Origin of the sequence: Pseudomonas sp. LAMO17WK12:I5, from assembly GCF_900215165.1 — a bacterium.
Lineage (GTDB): Bacteria > Pseudomonadota > Gammaproteobacteria > Pseudomonadales > Pseudomonadaceae > Aquipseudomonas > Aquipseudomonas putida_A.
In genome coordinates this window covers 287,043-303,395 of sequence record NZ_OBDS01000008.1, presented here as the reverse complement: position 1 = coordinate 303,395, position 16,353 = coordinate 287,043, and the positions used below count along the sequence as shown (strand labels likewise).

Genomic DNA, 16,353 nt, shown 5'->3' with positions numbered 1-16,353 from the left:
AAAAAAGCCACCTCTCGGTGGCTTCTCTTAACTCTCGACCATCAGTCGTAAATCACTTTCTTCTTCCAGTCCGCATCGGCTTCGACTTCTTTGAGGCCTTCGGTCAACTGGTTCACTTCGCCTTCAACCGGGGCAATCTTGTCCATGACCTGGGCATTGGCGCGGGCCAGGAGTTTTTCCAGGTATTGCAGTTGTTCCGAGTACATCTGCGGGTCTTGCTGTTTGCGCAGGTATTGCACGCCGCGTTCGAAGGCGAGGCGGGCCTGGCCGGGTTGGTTTTGTTGCAGGGATTGTTGGCCGAGGTTGTTGAAGAATTCGATGTGCAGCAGGACCAGGATGTGGCGGACTTCCTTGATCCAGTGTTTGGCTTCGTTCGGTGGCAGGAAGCCGTCATGGGCGGCGCGGGTGATCTGGCCGTGCAAGGCTTCGAGCAGGAAGCGGACGTCCTTGGCTTTGGCTTCGGTCAGGATCGGTGCCGGCGGGTTGTTGACCGGGATCGATTCGCCTTGGGCCACCAGTGCGCTGAGTTCGGTGATCCGTGCCTTGGTCGTGGCGCTGGTTTTTTCCAGGTTCAGCAGGCGCTGGCAGACGTTCAGCTCCAGACGGGTCAGCAGCAGCTTGAGTGCCGGGGTCATGAACTGGCCGGGGAAGGTTTCGGTCAGCTCACCGCAGCGGCGCAGGCGGTCGTTGAGTTCGACTTTGGTGCGGGCCTTCTCCAGTTTGTTGTTTTCCACCACATGGTTCATGTAGCCAATGGCGATCAGAATTGCGATCCCGGCTATGACTAGCAGGGTGATCATGAGTGGTGTCACCGGTAAGACCTCTTTATAGGGTTCGCATGCGAGTGTAGTGGCTGGACATTCAGGCGCCCAGCGCCGCTCGACGAGTTGATTCAGCAGCTTCTGTCTATATCGGCTGCCCACTGCTTATATGAATGCTGGCGCAAGGTGCGCAGATTGCCATCATTGTGTTGCGGACTATAACGCCTTGGCGGGTGGCGGAATATAGGCGTCAATCGTCGGGCGACGGAAAAGCCCGAATGCTCCCGTAAAGCAGGTCGAAGTCATTGATTTAAATAAATTTATATTCGGGGGTTGACGACCTCTCAAACCATCCATAGAATGCGCGCCACTTGCAGCGTAAAGCACACAGCGAAACGCGGCAGGGAGTGAATGTTGTAGCGTGTCCCCTTCGTCTAGTGGCCTAGGACACCGCCCTTTCACGGCGGTAACAGGGGTTCGAGTCCCCTAGGGGACGCCAATGCGGGAATAGCTCAGTTGGTAGAGCACGACCTTGCCAAGGTCGGGGTCGCGAGTTCGAGTCTCGTTTCCCGCTCCAAATTCTAAAAGCGCCGCTCAGTGAGCGGCGTTTTTATTAGTGAAAGTTGTAGCCTGTCCCCTTCGTCTAGTGGCCTAGGACACCGCCCTTTCACGGCGGTAACAGGGGTTCGAGTCCCCTAGGGGACGCCATTGCGGGAATAGCTCAGTTGGTAGAGCACGACCTTGCCAAGGTCGGGGTCGCGAGTTCGAGTCTCGTTTCCCGCTCCAATTTCACAAAAACGCCGATCAGTGATGATCGGCGTTTTTGTTTGTGCAGCATTCAGCGCGCAACAAAAAAGGACCTTCGGGTCCTTTTTTGTTTTCACGTCAGGCCCGCTGAATCACGGGCCCATGCCTTATCAGAGCTTCGGTAGCTGGCCGACACGGCCCATCATCTCAGTGACGATCTGCAGGTCGAGCAGGAACTGGTCAACCGTCTTGAACTCGCCATCGGTATGCCCGGTGTATTTGACTTCAGGGCGGGCCAGGCCGAATTGCACGCCGTTCGGCAGTTCATGCACTGAGGTCGCGCCGGCAGACGTGCCGAACTCGTGCTTCATGCCGAGGTTTTCAGTGGCCACCGCCAACAGTGCCTTGACCCATTCGCCTTCCGGATTGCGGTACATCGGTTCGGCGATCGAGTAAGTGAAGTCCACGGCAACGTGGGATTTCTTGCTCCAGGCCGCCAGTTTGTCAGCGATTTGCTTCTTCAGCACTTCTGGCGATTTACCCTTTGGCACGCGCAGGTTGACTGCCAGTTTGAAGGCTTTGTCGTCCACGCCGACGTAGGTCAGCGAGGTCGTCAGCGGACCCATGAACGAATCGGAGAAGCCCACGCCGAGTTTTTTACCCAGATAATCCAGGCCCCAGTTGGTGGACGCATAGCGTGCAGCGTCGGTGATCTGGTTGTGCTTGAGCGCCACCTTGCCGTCGAGGCTGTTGATGAAGTCGAGCATTCGCGCGACCGGGTTGACGCCGGACTCGGGTTCGGAGGAATGCGCGGACACACCGGTGACACTCAGCTTGACGTCTTTGCCGTCAACCTTGGCCGCGACTTCGAAGTCACCACCGTGTTTTTTCGCGTATTCGCTGCCGGCTTTCTGCAGACTCGCAGCCAGTTGCTCAGGCTTGTCGGTGACGAGTGTCGCCACCGAAACCGATGGAATCTGGTTGGTTGCCAGGCCGCCGGTCATCGATATGATTTCTGCGCCGCTGCCTTCAGCCTTGCGCAGCGGGAAACTGGCCATGACCGTGCCGTAGCCTTTCTCGGCAATGACCACCGGGTAGCCACCGTCCAGCGCCATGTTGTAGTTCGGCGTCGGGTTGTGTTCGAAGTAATACGGGATCGCGTCGCCGGTGGTTTCTTCGGTGGTGTCCACCAGCAGTTTGAAGTTGCGTGCCAGCGGCAGCTTTTCTTCCTTGATCACTTTCATCGCGTACATCGCGACGACGATGCCGTTCTTGTCGTCCTCGGTGCCGCGACCGTACATGCGGTCGCCGATCAGCGTGACTTTGAACGGGTCGAGTTTGGTGCCGTCCTTCAGCACCCAGTTTTCCGGGGTGACCGGCACCACGTCGGCATGCGCGTGAATGCCCACGACTTCGTCGCCGCTGCCGTCGAGGGAGATTTCATAGACGCGGTTGTCGACGTTGCGGAACTTCAGGTTGAACGATTCGGCCAGGTTCTTGATCTTTTCGGCGATCTTGATGAACTCCGGATTGTCGTGCTGGGCCACGCCTTCTTTCTGGAAGGTCGGGATTTCCACCAGTTCGCGCAGGGTTTCCAGGGCGGCTTTGCCGTACTTGGCGCGGGTGTAGATGCCCAGCAGGCGGTAGATCTCGTTCTGCTGTTCCGCGCTCGGGGTCTTGTTGTCGAGAAAGGCGTTGATCGCCGGGCCGAGGTTGTCGGTTTTACCCAGGTCGCTCTTGCCTACGGCACCCAGAAACTGGCGGAAGTCGGTGAGGCTCGCCTCATCGAAACTCTTGAGAATGGCTGCGCTCTGTTGCGGAGTGATGTTGGCCTGCGCGGGCAGGGTGAACGCAGAAAAGCTGGCCAGGATCAGGCTGGTAGCGGCCAGTCGCTTGAGAGAAAAATTCATTGCGGTGGGCATTCCTTTGCAGGCAGTTGAGAGGGAAGTGTTTGAAAGTTGAAACAAATCTTTTCCAAACTAACACCACGAAGGTGTTGAAGGGGAGTCCCTGAAGTGGGATCCGTCGCACAGAAATGCAAAAGCGGCGCACAAACGAAAAAGGCCCGAGCAGTGTGCAACTGATCGGGCCTTGTCTTTGGGCGCAGCGTTTACATCGACAGCACCAGCCTGCCGGCGAACAGAATCAGGATCACGCCCATGCTGCGCTCGAACCAATGGCCCATGCGCATGAACAGGGTCCGCACCCGGCTGCTGGAAAAAAACAGCGCGACGATCACGAACCACAGCGCATTGACGAAGCACATCCACACCCCATACAGCGCCTGAATTTCCAGTGGGGTGCTGGCGCTGATGATCGTGGTGAAAATCGCCAGGAAGAACAGCGTGGCCTTGGGGTTGGTGGCATTGGTCAGAAAACCGGTGCTGAACGCCTTGAACAGCGACTGCTCGACCAGCGGTTCGTCAGCGCTTTTTTCGCCTTCGAGCGTGGTCTTCGGTTTACTGCGGATCAGGCTGATGCCGAGGTAAAAGATGTATGCGCCACCGATCACCTTGGCCACCGTCAGCAACCACGGCGTGGTGTGCATCAGGGCGCCAACGCCGAGCAAGGTGTAGAGAACGTGAACGGAAATGCCGGCGCCGATGCCCAGTGCGGTGCAGATGCCCACCAGTCGGCCGAAGCGCACGCTTTGGCGAATGGTCACGGCAAAGTCCGGGCCGGGAGCGACCACGGCCAGAAAGTGAATGGTGGCCAGCGCCAGAAACTCGCCCAGGTAGTTCGATAACATCTCAGCTCCAGAAGGTCAGGGGTGAAGCATTGCCGCGATAGCCGACAAAGAACGAAAGGCTCAGACGCGGATCCGCCACGCCCGGGGTCACCGAGTGCATGCAGCGCGAATTGAACATGATGAAATCGCCCGGCTCAGGCCGCACTTCCAGGGTCGGTGGGCCGAGCAGCGCCGGGTCGATGCCGTAACTGTCGCCACGCATCTGGTCGAACTGATCCGGGGTGATGTCGTCGTCCCACATCTGCAGTGCGCCGCCCTCGGTCGGCATGTTCAGGTACACGTTGCAGGCGAACTGCGCCTCCAGGCTGCGGGCCTGAAAGCTGTCCGGGGCGTCCTTGGCGAAAATGTCGTGGTGGGCGAGGAAGCACACGCCGGGTTTGACCACCCGCGACAGGCCGACATACATCTTGCGGCCATAGAGGTTTTCCAGATGCGCGCCGGCCGGCCACGACTCGTCGAGCATGCAGCGCAGGGTGTCGACCGGCGAGGAATAGGGCGCACAGCGCTCGCGCAGTTCGGCGATGTTGCGGGTGGCGCGCTCGAAGTAGTCCTCGATCAGCAACGGCTGGTTTTCCGCCTCGTAAAACGCCATGCCGATCCGGCCGATACTCGGCGCGTTGATGTAGCCCTCAAAGCCCGGTGCAAGAATCTTGTCGCCAATCTCGATCGCCAGCGGCTCGGGCAAGAAGCCTTTGACGCGGATGGCGAGGACTTCTTCGTTGGCCAGTTTTTTTATGCACGTCTCATCGAGACGCTCGACGTCTAGCATCATTGTTTTTTAGGTCCATCTATCGATAGTCAACGGAACCGGCGAGTGCGGTTCCCCCGGCGTCGGACGCTGCGCGGAGCAGCGCCCGAGAAGCTTAATCCACGCTGTAGTGGACGGATAACGTGCCTTTCTTCTGCGAAAGCGAGGCGATCGTGACTGCGCCCAAATCCTTCAGGCTGCGTACATGGGTGCCACCGCAGCCATAGGCCGGCAGCTCGCCAAAACCGATTTCCCGCGCGCCTTCGCGCAGTGAGGTCAGGCGCGGCAGATCGTGTTCGATCCACTGACTGATACCGTGTTGAACGGTTGGCGCGTCGACTTCCTGAGCGGCATCGCCCGGCTTGAATTGCACTCGGCCCTCGTCCGGCCAGTGGTGCGCCTTGATCGGCGTCCAGCCCATGGCCTGCACGAAATGCCCGATCAGGTGCCCGGCCGAGTGCATGCGGGTGTTGTAGCGGCGACGTTGTTCATCCACATGAATACAGGTCATGCCGGGTTTTACCGGACGATCGACGTAATGCACGATCCGGTCAGGCTCCTGCACCACGCGCAGCACCTGGCTTTCGCCGATCATGCCGGTGTCACAAGGCTGACCACCGCCTTGCGGATGAAACAACGTGGCGCGCAGCACCACGGCAAATTCGTTCTCGTGGGGCGTGCAGTCGAGGACTTCCACATTAGCCTTGAGGTCATCACTATGGAAAAAGAGGCGAAGCGTCATATTCCATGCCCTTATTAAAGTGTCTGTTTTTATTATATGAATCGTGCAATAACGTGATAATCCGTTCAAACATCAAAGGACTTGTGCGCTGTGAGCATCAATCTTCCGCTGCCGCTGCTCGGTGAAATGGCGATCTTCGTCAAGGTCGTGGAGACCGGCAGTTTTTCCGAGGCGGCCCGCCAGTTGGGCTCGTCGCCGTCGGCGATCAGTCGCAGCATTTCCCGCCTGGAAAAGGCCTTGGCCACGCGTTTGTTGCAGCGCACTACGCGCAAACTGCGCTTGAGTGACGGTGGCGAGGAAGTGTTCAAGCGCTGTCAGGAGATGGTCAGCGCCGCCAAATCGGTGATGGAGATCAGTGGGCAGTTCACCCACGAGGCGGAAGGGCTGGTGCGGGTCAGTGTGCCGAAAGCGGTCGGGCGTTTCGTGATTCATCCGCACATGCCTGAGTTTCTGCGGCGTTATCCGAAAGTCGATGTCGAGTTGCTGCTGGAAGACCGCCAGGTTGATTTGATTGACGATCATGTCGACCTGGCGATTCGTATCACTGACCGTCCGCCGGCCGGTCTGGTCGGACGGCAGTTGCTGACCATCGACCATTTGCTCTGCGCCACCCCGCAATACTTGGCCGAACATGGCACGCCGACGCATCCGCACGATCTGCTCAATCACAGTTGCATCTATCTGGGGGAAACCCCGAGCGATGCACGCTGGAAATTCAAGAAGGGCAGCAAAGCGGTGACCGTCGGCGTACGTGGCCGTTATGCCGCCAACCATACGGGCGTGCGGCTCGGGGCAGTGTTGCAGCACATTGGTATTGGCAGCCTGCCGTACTTCACCGCGCGTTATGCGCTTGAGCAGAAGTTGATCGTGCAGGTGTTGCCGGAGTGGACGTTCCTCGCTTCCTACCACGGTGGTCTGTGGTTGCTGCATTCGCCCACGCGCTACCTGCCGCCGAAGCTGCGGGTATTCATCGATTATCTGGTGGAGTGCCTGGAGAAGGAGCCGACGTTGAGCAAGCCGGGGAAGGCGGGGGCGCCGAATAATCTGGCGCTGGCCTACGAGTTGCCCGAAAGCGAAGGATTGTTGTAAACGCCGAACAATAAAAAGGCCCGCATGGATCACCATGCGGGCCTTTTCTCAACCGGGCAGAAAATCAGTGCTTGCTGTCCTGAGCAGACATCGCCAGCAACTGTTTTTCCTGATTCCAGTCGAACGGTTCGTCGTTCTGTTCGGCCTCGTAGCGACGTTCTTCCAGTGCCTGATACAGGTCGATTTCTTCATCGGACAGGTAGTGCAGGCAGTCACCAGCGAAGAACCACAGCAGATCCCGTGGAATCAGGTGGGCTATTTGCGGGTAACGGGTAATCACTTGGGTCAGGATGTCCTGGCCCAGGTACTGGCTTTCGATCGGATCGATCGGCAGGGACGCCAGCAGTTCGTCAAAGCGCTCCAGGAACAAGGCATGGCTTTCTTCGGGAACCTGTTCGGCCTCACCTACGGCGACCAGGATACTGCGCAGATGGTCGAGCAAAACCAGATGATCGGCAACGACGTTGGACACGAGATAAGTCCTCAAGAGCAAAACGGGCGCGGGAGTATAAAGCTCTCGTGCCCGTTTTTCACAAATAAACAGCTACACGGTCGTCGGCATCAGCGGACTTTGCCCTCAGCCTGCTTCAGCTCTTCCTTGTCGAAATCATCGACGTCGATCACCTTGCGCCGTGCCGCTTCGGCATCGCGCAGGGTCTGTGCTTCCTGCGGTTGCAACACCCCGGCCTCCAGTGCGGCGTCGATGGCGTGTTCGCCAGCCACCGGTTTGACCTGACCGCTCTTGAGCGAGGTGTGCAGTTTTTTGTGCAGCGGTTGGGCGGCATTCAGCAGATCGCTGGCGTGTTGCAGGGCACCGACGGCATCGTCGACGGACTGCGGGCGATAGCAGCCGGCGAGCAGTTCTTCGAGGGTCGGATCGCCTTTGGCACGACCGATCACCGCTGCCACTTCGGCGCCGAGCTTGTCCGACGGGCCTTTATGGCGACGGCCGAACGGGAAAACGATCACTCGCAGCAGGCAGCCAAACACTTTGTTCGGGAAGTTGCTCAGCAGCTCATCCAGCGCCCGTTCCGACTGGCCGAGGCTTTCTTCCATGGCCCAGCGGAACAGCGGCTCCATATGCGCCGGCGAATCCAGGTCGTGATAACGCTTGAGCGCAGCGGAGGCCAGATACAGGTTGCTCAACACATCGCCAAGACGTGCGGACAGGCGCTCGCGACGCTTCAGTTCGCCACCCAGCAACATCATGCTGAAATCGGCCAGCATGGCAAATGCCGCTGCCTGCCGATTGAGTGCGCGAAAGTAGCCCTGACTGATCCTGTCCCCGGGTGCATGTTCGAAGTGGCCGAAGCCCAGGTTCAGCACCAGGGTGCTGGCGGCATTGCCGACGGCAAAACCGATGTGCTTGAGCAGCAGGCCATCGAATTCTTTCAATGCCTGTTCTTTGTCTTCGCGGCCGGCGAGGGCCATTTCCTTGAGGACGAACGGATGGCAGCGAATGGCGCCCTGACCGAAGATCATCAGGTTGCGCGAGAGGATGTTCGCGCCTTCCACGGTGATGAAGATCGGCGCGCCGTTCCAGCTGCGCCCGAGGTAGTTGTTCGGCCCCATGATGATCGCCTTGCCACCGTGCACATCCATGGCGTGGGTGATGCACTCGCGGCCGCGTTCGGTCAGGTGATACTTGAGGATCGCCGACAGCACCGACGGTTTCTCGCCCAGATCCACCGCGTTGGCGGTGAGCATGCGTGCGGCGTCCATCATCCAGGCGTTGCCGCCGATGCGCGCCATGGCTTCCTGAATGCCTTCGAAGGCCGACAGCGGGACGTTGAACTGTTCACGAATCTGCGCGTACTGACCGGTCACCAGACTGGTGAATTTGGCCGCGCCAGTGCCGACTGCCGGCAGCGAAATCGAACGGCCGACCGACAGACAGTTCATCAGCATCATCCAGCCCTTGCCGAGCATGTCCTGGCCGCCGATGAGGTAGTCCAGCGGGATGAACACGTCTTTGCCCGAGTTCGGGCCGTTCATGAATGCGGCACCCAGTGGCAGGTGGCGACGGCCGATTTCCACACCCGGTGTATCGGTGGGGATCAGCGCCAGACTGATACCGAGATCTTCCTTGTCGCCCAGCAGATGCTCCGGGTCATAGGCTTTGAAGGCCAGACCGAGCAGGGTCGCGACCGGGCCGAGGGTGATGTAGCGCTTTTCCCAGTTCAGGCGCAGACCGATGACTTCCTGGCCTTCCCATTCACCTTTGCAGATGATCCCGGTGTCCGGCATGGCGCCAGCATCAGAGCCAGCCAGCGGGCCGGTAAGGGCGAAGCACGGAATGTCGTCGCCACGGGCCAGCCGCGGCAGGTAATGATTGCGTTGCTCATCGGTGCCGTAGTGCAGCAGCAGTTCGGCCGGGCCGAGGGAGTTGGGCACCATCACGGTGGAGGCGAGGTCGCCACTGCGGGTCGCGAGTTTCATTGCTACTTGCGAGTGGGCGTAGGCGGAAAAGCCCTTGCCGCCGAATTCCTTGGGAATGATCAGGGCGAAGAAGCCGTGTTCCTTGATGTGGCTCCAGGCTTCTGGCGGCAGGTCCATCGACTGGCCGATCTGCCAGTCAGTGACCATCGCGCAGAGTTCTTCGGTGGGGCCGTCGATAAAGGCCTGTTCCTCTTCGCTCAGTTGCGCTTTCGGGTAGGACAGCAACTTGTCCCAGTCCGGACGCCCGCTGAACAGCTCACCGTCCCACCACACGGTACCGGCATCGATCGCGTCGCGTTCGGTCTGCGACATCGGCGGCAGGGTTTTCTGGAACCAGTTGAACAGCGGCGCGGTGAAGTGTTTGCGGCGCAGGTCAGGCAGCAACAACGGCGCGGCCACCACAGCAAGCACGATCCACAACACCAGCAGCAACCAGCCCGGGGCATGGCTGAAAATGCCCATCGCCAGCAGGTATACGGCGACGATACCCAACGCGGGCAGGGGGGCGATGCGGCGGTGGGCGAGATACGCCACACCGACGATCAGAACCAGTATCCACAACAACAGCATATGTAATCCTCCGTGAACCAAGGCAAACCGACCCTCCAGAGCTTAGACGGCATCTGTAAAACGGGGTGGTCAGAACATGGTGATTGAACTCGTGGGAAACCCCGGATGGTTTTCGTAGGTTCGGTGGGCAACACCCGTAGGAAATCGTTCGCCGTTCCCGCGTCTTTGCGTGCATGTTTGGCCGAAACGTCGTTATCTCTGTGCTTGAGCTGTCGCTAGACTCGGGGCTCACCCAGGAGAACATCGTCATGCGCGAGTATCTGAGCCCCGGCCGCTTCATCGATAGTGACCACCCGGCGGTGGTGGAGTTCGCCGAACAACAGCGTGGTGCCAGCCGCGACCCGCTCGCGCAGGCGATCAGTCTCTATTACGCCGTGCGTGAAGCGGTGCGCTACAACCCGTATACCTTCAGCCTCGACCCGCAAACCCTGTGCGGCAGCTATGCGCTGGCCACCGGGGAAAGCTATTGCGTGCCCAAGGCCACATTGCTGGCCGGGTGCGCACGGCATTGCGGCATTCCCGCACGCATCGGTCTGGCCGACGTCAAGAATCACCTGTCGACCCCGCGTCTGCTGGAACTGCTGCGCAGCGATGTGTTTGCCATGCACGGCTACACCGAGCTGTTTCTCAACGAGCGCTGGGTCAAAGCCACGCCGGCCTTCAATCAGCAACTTTGTGAGCTGTTCAACGTCGCACCGTTGGACTTTGACGGGATCAACGACAGCGTTTTCCACCCGTACAACCGTGACGGCGCGCTGCTGATGGAATATCTGGTCGATCACGGCCAGTTCGCCGATGTGCCGGAGCGATTCTTTTTCGAACACCTGGAAAAGTGCTACCCGCATCTGTTCGGCGAACATCAGGCGAAGGTCTTGGGCGATATGCAGAGTGATTTGAGTCGGGTCTGATCCGGCGTATGCTGCCTGCCCACGCATTGGAAAAGAGGCGGTCATGCTGAAGATCTGGGGACGGAAAAACTCATCGAATGTCAGGAAGCCACTGTGGGCCGCCGAAGAGCTGGGCCTGGCCTACGAGGCGATTGACGCCGGTGGCGCCTTTGGTGTGGTCGACACGCCTGAATACCGGGCGATGAACCCGAACGGCCGGGTGCCGGTGATCGAGGATGACGGCTTCGTGCTGTGGGAATCGAATGCGATCGTCCGTTACCTGCTGGCCAAACATGCGCCGAACAGCGCCTGGTATCCGGCAGACCTGCAAGCCCGGGCCATCGCGGACAAGTGGATGGACTGGACCACCTCGAGTTTTGCCGGGCCGTTCCGCACCGTGTTCTGGGGCGTGTTGCGTACCCCAGCGGACCAGCAGGACTGGCCGGCGATCAACGCCGCAATCAAGGAATGCACCGCGCTACTGGCCATGGCCGATCAGGCCCTCGCCAGCCAGCCATATCTGTCCGGCAGCGAAATCGGCATGGGCGATATTCCGCTGGGCAGTTTCATTTATGCCTGGTTCGAGATGCCCATCGAACGTGCCGCGCAGCCGCATCTGCAGGCTTGGTATGCACGGTTGAAGCAGCGTCCGGCTTATCAGAAAGCAGTCATGACCGCGTTGACTTGATAATAACTATCGACACTCTTGACTGTACTTGTGTGGCGGCGGCAAGCACCATTGCGCTCATGCGCCGTGGTTGTTTTGTTTGCCGCCCGGCCCAATCTTTCCTTTTCTTCCCTTCTTGGTGCGTAAATCCGATATGAGTTCCGCTCTGTCCATCCGGCAGCTAACCAAAACCTACGGCAACGGGTTCCAGGCCTTGAGTGGTATCGATCTGGACGTCGCCGAAGGTGACTTTTTCGCCTTGCTCGGCCCCAACGGCGCCGGCAAATCCACGACCATCGGCATTCTCTCGACCCTGGTCAACAAGACCAGCGGCACGGTGAATATCTTCGGTCATGACCTGGACAAGAACCCCGCCGCGCTCAAGCGCTCGATCGGTGTGGTGCCCCAGGAATTCAACTTCAACCAGTTCGAAAAGACTTTCGACATCGTCGTGACCCAGGCCGGTTACTACGGCATCCCGGCGAAGATCGCCAAGGAACGCGCCGAGCAGTACCTGACCCAGCTCGGCCTGTGGGACAAGCGCGATGTGCCGTCGCGTTCGCTGTCCGGCGGCATGAAACGCCGACTGATGATTGCTCGCGCCCTGGTGCATGAGCCGCGCCTGCTGATCCTTGATGAGCCGACCGCTGGCGTCGACATCGAACTGCGTCGCTCGATGTGGACGTTCCTCACCGAGCTGAACCAGAAAGGCATCACCATCATCCTCACCACGCACTATCTGGAAGAGGCTGAGCAGCTGTGCCGCAACATCGGCATCATCGACCACGGCACCATTGTCGAGAACACCAGCATGAAACAGTTGCTGGGCCAGTTGCACGTCGAGACCTTCCTGCTGGATCTGAAAAACGACTTGCACGCCGCGCCGCAATTGATCGGCTATCCCGCCCGGTTGCTCGACGGCCATACCCTGGAAGTCCAGGTCGACAAATCCATGGGCATCACCGCGCTGTTCACTCAATTGGCGCAGCAGAACATCGAAGTGCTGAGCCTGCGTAACAAAACCAATCGCCTCGAGGAGCTGTTCGTGTCTCTGGTAGAGAAGAATCTGTCGAAGGTGGCGGTATGAGTTCCGAGTTCCGCCCCAACCTCGTCGCCCTCCAGACCATCGTTTATCGCGAGGTCAAACGCTTCACGCGGATCTGGCCGCAGACCCTGCTGCCGCCGGCGATCACCATGGTTCTGTACTTCGTGATCTTCGGTAACCTGATCGGCAAGCAGATTGGCGGCATGGGTGGCTTCAGTTACATGGAGTACATCGTGCCGGGGCTGATTATGATGTCGGTGATCACCAACTCCTACGGCAACGTGGTCTCGAGCTTCTTCGGCAGCAAGTTCCAGCGTTCCATCGAGGAACTGATGGTCTCGCCGGTGTCGCCGCACACGATTCTGATCGGCTTCACCATTGGCGGCGTGCTGCGTGGCTTGATGGTCGGGGTGATCGTGACCATCCTGTCGTTGTTCTTCACTCATCTGCAGGTGCATCACCTGGGCGTGACCATCCTTGTGGTGGTGCTGACCGCGACGATCTTCTCGCTGCTCGGCTTCATCAACGCTGTGTTTGCGCGCAACTTCGATGACATCTCGATCATCCCGACGTTTGTGCTAACCCCGCTGACTTACCTCGGTGGCGTGTTCTACTCGATCACCTTGCTGCCGCCGTTCTGGCAGACCGTGTCGCTGGCCAACCCGGTGCTGCATATGGTCAATGCCTTCCGTTACGGCATTCTTGGCGTATCGGATATCCGCATCGGTATCGCAATCACCTTCATGCTGGTGGCGACGGTGGTGTTGTACCTCGGTTGTGCGCGGTTGCTGGTGAGTGGGCGCGGGATGCGGACCTGATCCGAAACCGCGTCGCTGCCATCGCGAGCAGGCTCACTCCTACAGAAGGGCGCGTTCCTATGTAGGAGTGAGCCTGCTCGCGATGGGGCCTATTCAGACGCTACAAAAAAACGGCCTCCACTGCGGAGGCCGTTTTGCATTCAAGACTTGCGGCTTTTCTTGCGCCGCGCCCATTGCCGCGCCACCCACCAGCGCCAGTACAGCATCACCGTGAAGTAGGCGAGGATGCCGAGTAGCAGCCCGCATACCACCGACCCGAGCAAAAACGGCTGCCACATGGTCGACAACTCTCCGCTGATCCATTCCCAGGTCAACGAATCGGGCAGGGTGCGGGCGGGCACATTCATCAACCAGGCTCCGGCCTGATAAGTACAGAAAAACACCGCCGGCATGGTGATCGGGTTGGTCAGCCACACGAGGCTGACGGCAATCGGCATGTTGCCGCGCACGGTGATCGCCAGTGCCGCCGCCACCAGCATCTGCGCCGGAATCGGCAGGAACGCGGCGAACAGGCCGACGGCCATCGCCCGGGCCACCGAATGCCGATTGAGGTGCCAGAGGTTCGGGTCATGCAGCAACTTGCCGAGAAAGCGTAAGGATTTGTGTTCCCTGATGCTCGTCGGATCGGGCATGTAACGTTTGAATAAGCGCCGGGGCATAAGGCTTCTCGGTCGGTTAAGGCGGCAAGTATGTCTGGATTCTACGAAGCGCCCATTCAGACTTTGTGACAATTGTTGACGACGACCCGCCCTCATACCAGCTACGCCTAATGCAGGAACTCTCAAGGACGGGCTTATGCGCACAGGGATGATGGCGCTGGCAGTCGGTCTGCTGGTTCCGGTTTTTTTGCCGGTTTTACCGCCGGTCGGGTTGATGATGTTGTTGCCGTTGGTGGGACTGATGTTGCTGCCGTTTCGCAGCTATCCCCTGGCGTTTCTGCTATTCGGTTTCACCTGGGCGTGCGTCAGTGCGCAATGGGCGTTGAATGATCGCCTGCCGGAAGCGCTTGACGGCGAAACCCGTTGGGTCGAAGGGCGGGTGGTCGGTTTGCCGCAAACCAGCGAGGGCGTGGTGCGGTTCGAGTTGGCCGATGCCCGCTCGCGACACGAAAAATTGCCGTCGTTGATGCGTCTGGCGTGGTACGCCGGGCCGCCGCTCAACAGCGGCGAGCGCTGGCGCCTGGCGGTGAAGCTCAGGCGCCCCGGTGGTTTGCTCAATCCCGACGCCTTCGATTACGAAGCCTGGCTGTTGGCGCAACGCATCGGCGCGACCGGCACGATCAAGGATGGTCAGCGCCTGGCCGAGGCAAATTGGGCATGGCGCGACAGCATTCGTCAGCGCTTGCTGGCAGTCGATGCCCAAGGCCGGGGCGGTGCATTGGCGGCACTGGTGCTCGGCGACGGCTCCGGGCTCAGTCGCGAGGATTGGCAGATCCTGCAGGACACCGGCACCGTGCATCTGCTGGTGATTTCCGGTCAACACATCGGGATGTTGGCAGCGGTCATCTATCTGTTGGTCGCCGGGCTGGCGCGCTACGGCTGGTGGCCGCTGCGCTGGCCATGGCTGCCATGGGCCTGCGGGCTGGCGTTTGCCGCGGCGCTCGGCTACGGCTTGCTCGCCGGGTTTGATGTACCGGTGCAACGGGCCTGCGTGATGGTCGGGCTGGTGTTGTTGTGGCGCCTGCGCTTTCGCCATCTCGGCGCGTGGTGGCCGCTGTTGCTGGCATTCGATGCGTTGCTGTTGCTCGACCCGTTAGCCAGTTTGCGTCCGGGTTTGTGGCTGTCGTTCGCCGCGGTGGGGATTTTGATTTTCACCTTCGGCGGGCGACTCGGCGCGTGGAAATGGTGGCAGACCTGGACCCGCGCGCAATGGCTGATTGCGCTGGGTCTGTGCCCGGTGTTGCTGGCGCTGAACCTGCCGATCAGCCTCAGCGGGCCATTGGCAAATCTGCTCGCGGTGCCGTGGGTCAGTCTGCTGGTGCTGCCACCGGCGCTGCTCGGCACGCTGTTGTTGCCGGTGCCTTACGTCGGTGCAGGCTTGTTGTGGCTGGCCGGTGGTTTGATCGACTGGCTGTTTCGTGGCTTGTCGCTGATCGCCGGGGCTTGGCCGGCGTGGATCTCGCCGTCGCTGCCGTGGTGGGTTTTGCTGCTCGGCAGTCTCGGCGCCTTGCTGTTGCTGTTGCCGCGTGGGGTGCCGTTGCGACCGTTGGGCTGGCCGTTGCTGTTGATTCTGCTGGCGCCGCCGCGCGAGCGAGTAGCCGAGGGCCAGGCCGATGTCTGGCAGCTCGATGTCGGTCAGGGCCTGGCGATCCTGATCCGCACGCGTCATCACGCGTTGCTCTACGACGCCGGTCCACGCTTCGGCGATTTCGATCTGGGGGAGCGGGTGGTGCTGCCGGCGCTGCACAAACTGGGGGTCGAGCGCATTGATTTGATGCTGCTCAGTCATGCCGACGCCGACCATGCCGGTGGTGCGTTGGCAGTATCGCGGGGCTTGAAAGTGACGCGGGTGATCAGCGGCGATCCGCCGGGGCTGCCCGCCATCCTGCAGGCCGAGGCCTGTGAAAGTGGACGTCAATGGCAGTGGGACGGGGTCAGTTTTCAGCTGTGGCAATGGTCGGCGGCCCATGACAGCAATCAGCGCTCCTGTGTGTTGCAGATCGAGGCCAATGGCGAGCGGCTGCTGCTGACCGGCGATATCGACACGGCTGCCGAACGGGTTTTGCTGGAAAGTCCGTTGGCGCTGCCGACGCACTGGCTGCAAGCGCCGCACCATGGCAGCCGCAGTTCCTCTTCGATGGCTTTGCTGCGGGCATTACGTCCGCATTCGGTGCTGATCTCCCGGGGGCAGGGCAATTCCTTTGGTCATCCGCACCCGCTGGTGCTCGCGCGTTATCGCCAGCAAGGGCTGCGCATCTACGACAGCGCGCAGCACGGCGCCATTCAACTGCGCCTGGGCGGCTTTCAGGCGCCGTGGCTGATGCGTCAACAACGGCGTTTCTGGCGCTGAAACACCATTGATCGCGGGATCGCCGAATGCGGCATCAGGTCGTCGGGGCAGCGGGTCTTAATCGCGAACCGGTATGGTAAAG

The 16,353-nt window shown here is 60.1% G+C and carries 14 protein-coding genes and 4 tRNA genes; 10 read left to right on the top strand and 8 right to left on the bottom strand.

Translation table 11 applies throughout. The annotated features are described in order from the left end of the window. Nucleotides 1–41 precede the first annotated feature (41 nt). On the bottom strand, nt 42–800 hold the full coding sequence (locus CRO59_RS16500; RefSeq protein ID WP_171061878.1) for a hypothetical protein: 759 nt from the start codon (nt 798–800) through the stop codon (nt 42–44). A gap of 384 nt (nt 801–1,184) precedes the next feature. On the opposite strand from CRO59_RS16500, the gene CRO59_RS16495 reads away from it, so the two are divergent. The 4 genes from CRO59_RS16495 to CRO59_RS16480 all read left to right on the top strand — a co-directional run bounded on the left by CRO59_RS16495 (nt 1,185) and on the right by CRO59_RS16480 (nt 1,547). Then, nucleotides 1,185–1,260, top strand: a tRNA-Glu gene (locus tag CRO59_RS16495). 2 nt (nt 1,261–1,262) lie between these two features. Next, a tRNA-Gly gene (locus tag CRO59_RS16490) sits at nt 1,263–1,338 on the top strand. 55 nt (nt 1,339–1,393) lie between these two features. Then, nucleotides 1,394–1,469 (top strand) — tRNA-Glu (locus CRO59_RS16485). A 2-nt stretch (nt 1,470–1,471) separates the two neighbouring features. Beyond that, a tRNA-Gly gene (locus tag CRO59_RS16480) sits at nt 1,472–1,547 on the top strand. 131 nt (nt 1,548–1,678) lie between these two features. On the opposite strand, the gene CRO59_RS16475 is transcribed toward CRO59_RS16480, so the two are convergent. The 4 genes from CRO59_RS16475 to CRO59_RS16460 all read right to left on the bottom strand — a co-directional run bounded on the left by CRO59_RS16475 (nt 1,679) and on the right by CRO59_RS16460 (nt 5,747). Continuing rightward, nucleotides 1,679–3,418: a dipeptidase gene (locus CRO59_RS16475; RefSeq protein WP_027612327.1), complete on the bottom strand. Its 1,740-nt coding sequence runs from the start codon at nt 3,416–3,418 to the stop codon at nt 1,679–1,681. 200 nt (nt 3,419–3,618) lie between these two features. Beyond that, nucleotides 3,619–4,257, bottom strand: coding sequence for a LysE family translocator (locus CRO59_RS16470; protein WP_097088484.1), 639 nt, complete (start codon nt 4,255–4,257; stop codon nt 3,619–3,621). 1 nt (nt 4,258) lies between these two features. Continuing rightward, on the bottom strand, nt 4,259–5,029 hold the full coding sequence (locus CRO59_RS16465; RefSeq protein WP_047600411.1) for a 2OG-Fe(II) oxygenase: 771 nt from the start codon (nt 5,027–5,029) through the stop codon (nt 4,259–4,261). A 91-nt stretch (nt 5,030–5,120) separates the two neighbouring features. Next, nucleotides 5,121–5,747 carry a hypothetical protein gene (locus CRO59_RS16460; protein ID WP_097088482.1) on the bottom strand — a complete coding sequence of 209 codons (627 nt, stop codon included), beginning with the start codon at nt 5,745–5,747 and terminating at the stop codon, nt 5,121–5,123. Nucleotides 5,748–5,837: 90 nt separating this feature from the next. Between CRO59_RS16460 and CRO59_RS16455 the strand changes: the two genes are divergently transcribed. Next, the gene (locus CRO59_RS16455) at nt 5,838–6,836 is read left to right on the top strand and encodes a LysR family transcriptional regulator (RefSeq protein ID WP_027612331.1); all 999 of its coding nucleotides are present in this window, start codon (nt 5,838–5,840) and stop codon (nt 6,834–6,836) included. A gap of 64 nt (nt 6,837–6,900) precedes the next feature. On the opposite strand, the gene CRO59_RS16450 is transcribed toward CRO59_RS16455, so the two are convergent. Next, nucleotides 6,901–7,308, bottom strand: a complete 408-nt coding sequence (locus CRO59_RS16450) for a PA2817 family protein (RefSeq protein WP_007967565.1) — start codon at nt 7,306–7,308, stop codon at nt 6,901–6,903. Nucleotides 7,309–7,397: 89 nt separating this feature from the next. Then, nucleotides 7,398–9,845 (bottom strand): acyl-CoA dehydrogenase, encoded by a 2,448-nt coding sequence (locus tag CRO59_RS16445; protein ID WP_097088480.1) that lies wholly within the window; start codon nt 9,843–9,845, stop codon nt 7,398–7,400. Nucleotides 9,846–10,093: 248 nt separating this feature from the next. Between CRO59_RS16445 and CRO59_RS16440 the strand changes: the two genes are divergently transcribed. The 4 genes from CRO59_RS16440 to CRO59_RS16425 all read left to right on the top strand — a co-directional run bounded on the left by CRO59_RS16440 (nt 10,094) and on the right by CRO59_RS16425 (nt 13,262). After that, on the top strand, nt 10,094–10,753 hold the full coding sequence (locus CRO59_RS16440) for a transglutaminase family protein (RefSeq protein ID WP_097088478.1): 660 nt from the start codon (nt 10,094–10,096) through the stop codon (nt 10,751–10,753). 43 nt (nt 10,754–10,796) lie between these two features. Then, complete coding sequence (locus CRO59_RS16435; RefSeq protein ID WP_096794868.1) at nt 10,797–11,420, top strand: glutathione S-transferase family protein; 624 nt, start codon at nt 10,797–10,799, stop codon at nt 11,418–11,420. 133 nt (nt 11,421–11,553) lie between these two features. Continuing rightward, a complete protein-coding gene (locus tag CRO59_RS16430; RefSeq protein ID WP_027612335.1) occupies nt 11,554–12,486 on the top strand; it encodes an ABC transporter ATP-binding protein in 933 nt (310 codons plus the stop codon). Beyond that, nucleotides 12,483–13,262 (top strand): ABC transporter permease, encoded by a 780-nt coding sequence (locus CRO59_RS16425; protein WP_027612336.1) that lies wholly within the window; start codon nt 12,483–12,485, stop codon nt 13,260–13,262. Before CRO59_RS16430 ends, CRO59_RS16425 begins: the two co-directional genes overlap by 4 nt. Before the next feature lie 140 nt (nt 13,263–13,402). On the opposite strand, the gene CRO59_RS16420 is transcribed toward CRO59_RS16425, so the two are convergent. Next, nucleotides 13,403–13,921, bottom strand: a complete 519-nt coding sequence (locus CRO59_RS16420; protein ID WP_097088476.1) for a DUF2062 domain-containing protein — start codon at nt 13,919–13,921, stop codon at nt 13,403–13,405. Between the two features lie 136 nt (nt 13,922–14,057). Here CRO59_RS16420 and CRO59_RS16415 point away from each other — a divergent pair, with 136 nt between their 5' ends. After that, nucleotides 14,058–16,271, top strand: a complete 2,214-nt coding sequence (locus tag CRO59_RS16415; protein ID WP_097088474.1) for a DNA internalization-related competence protein ComEC/Rec2 — start codon at nt 14,058–14,060, stop codon at nt 16,269–16,271. The last annotated feature ends 82 nt before the right edge of the window (nt 16,272–16,353 follow it).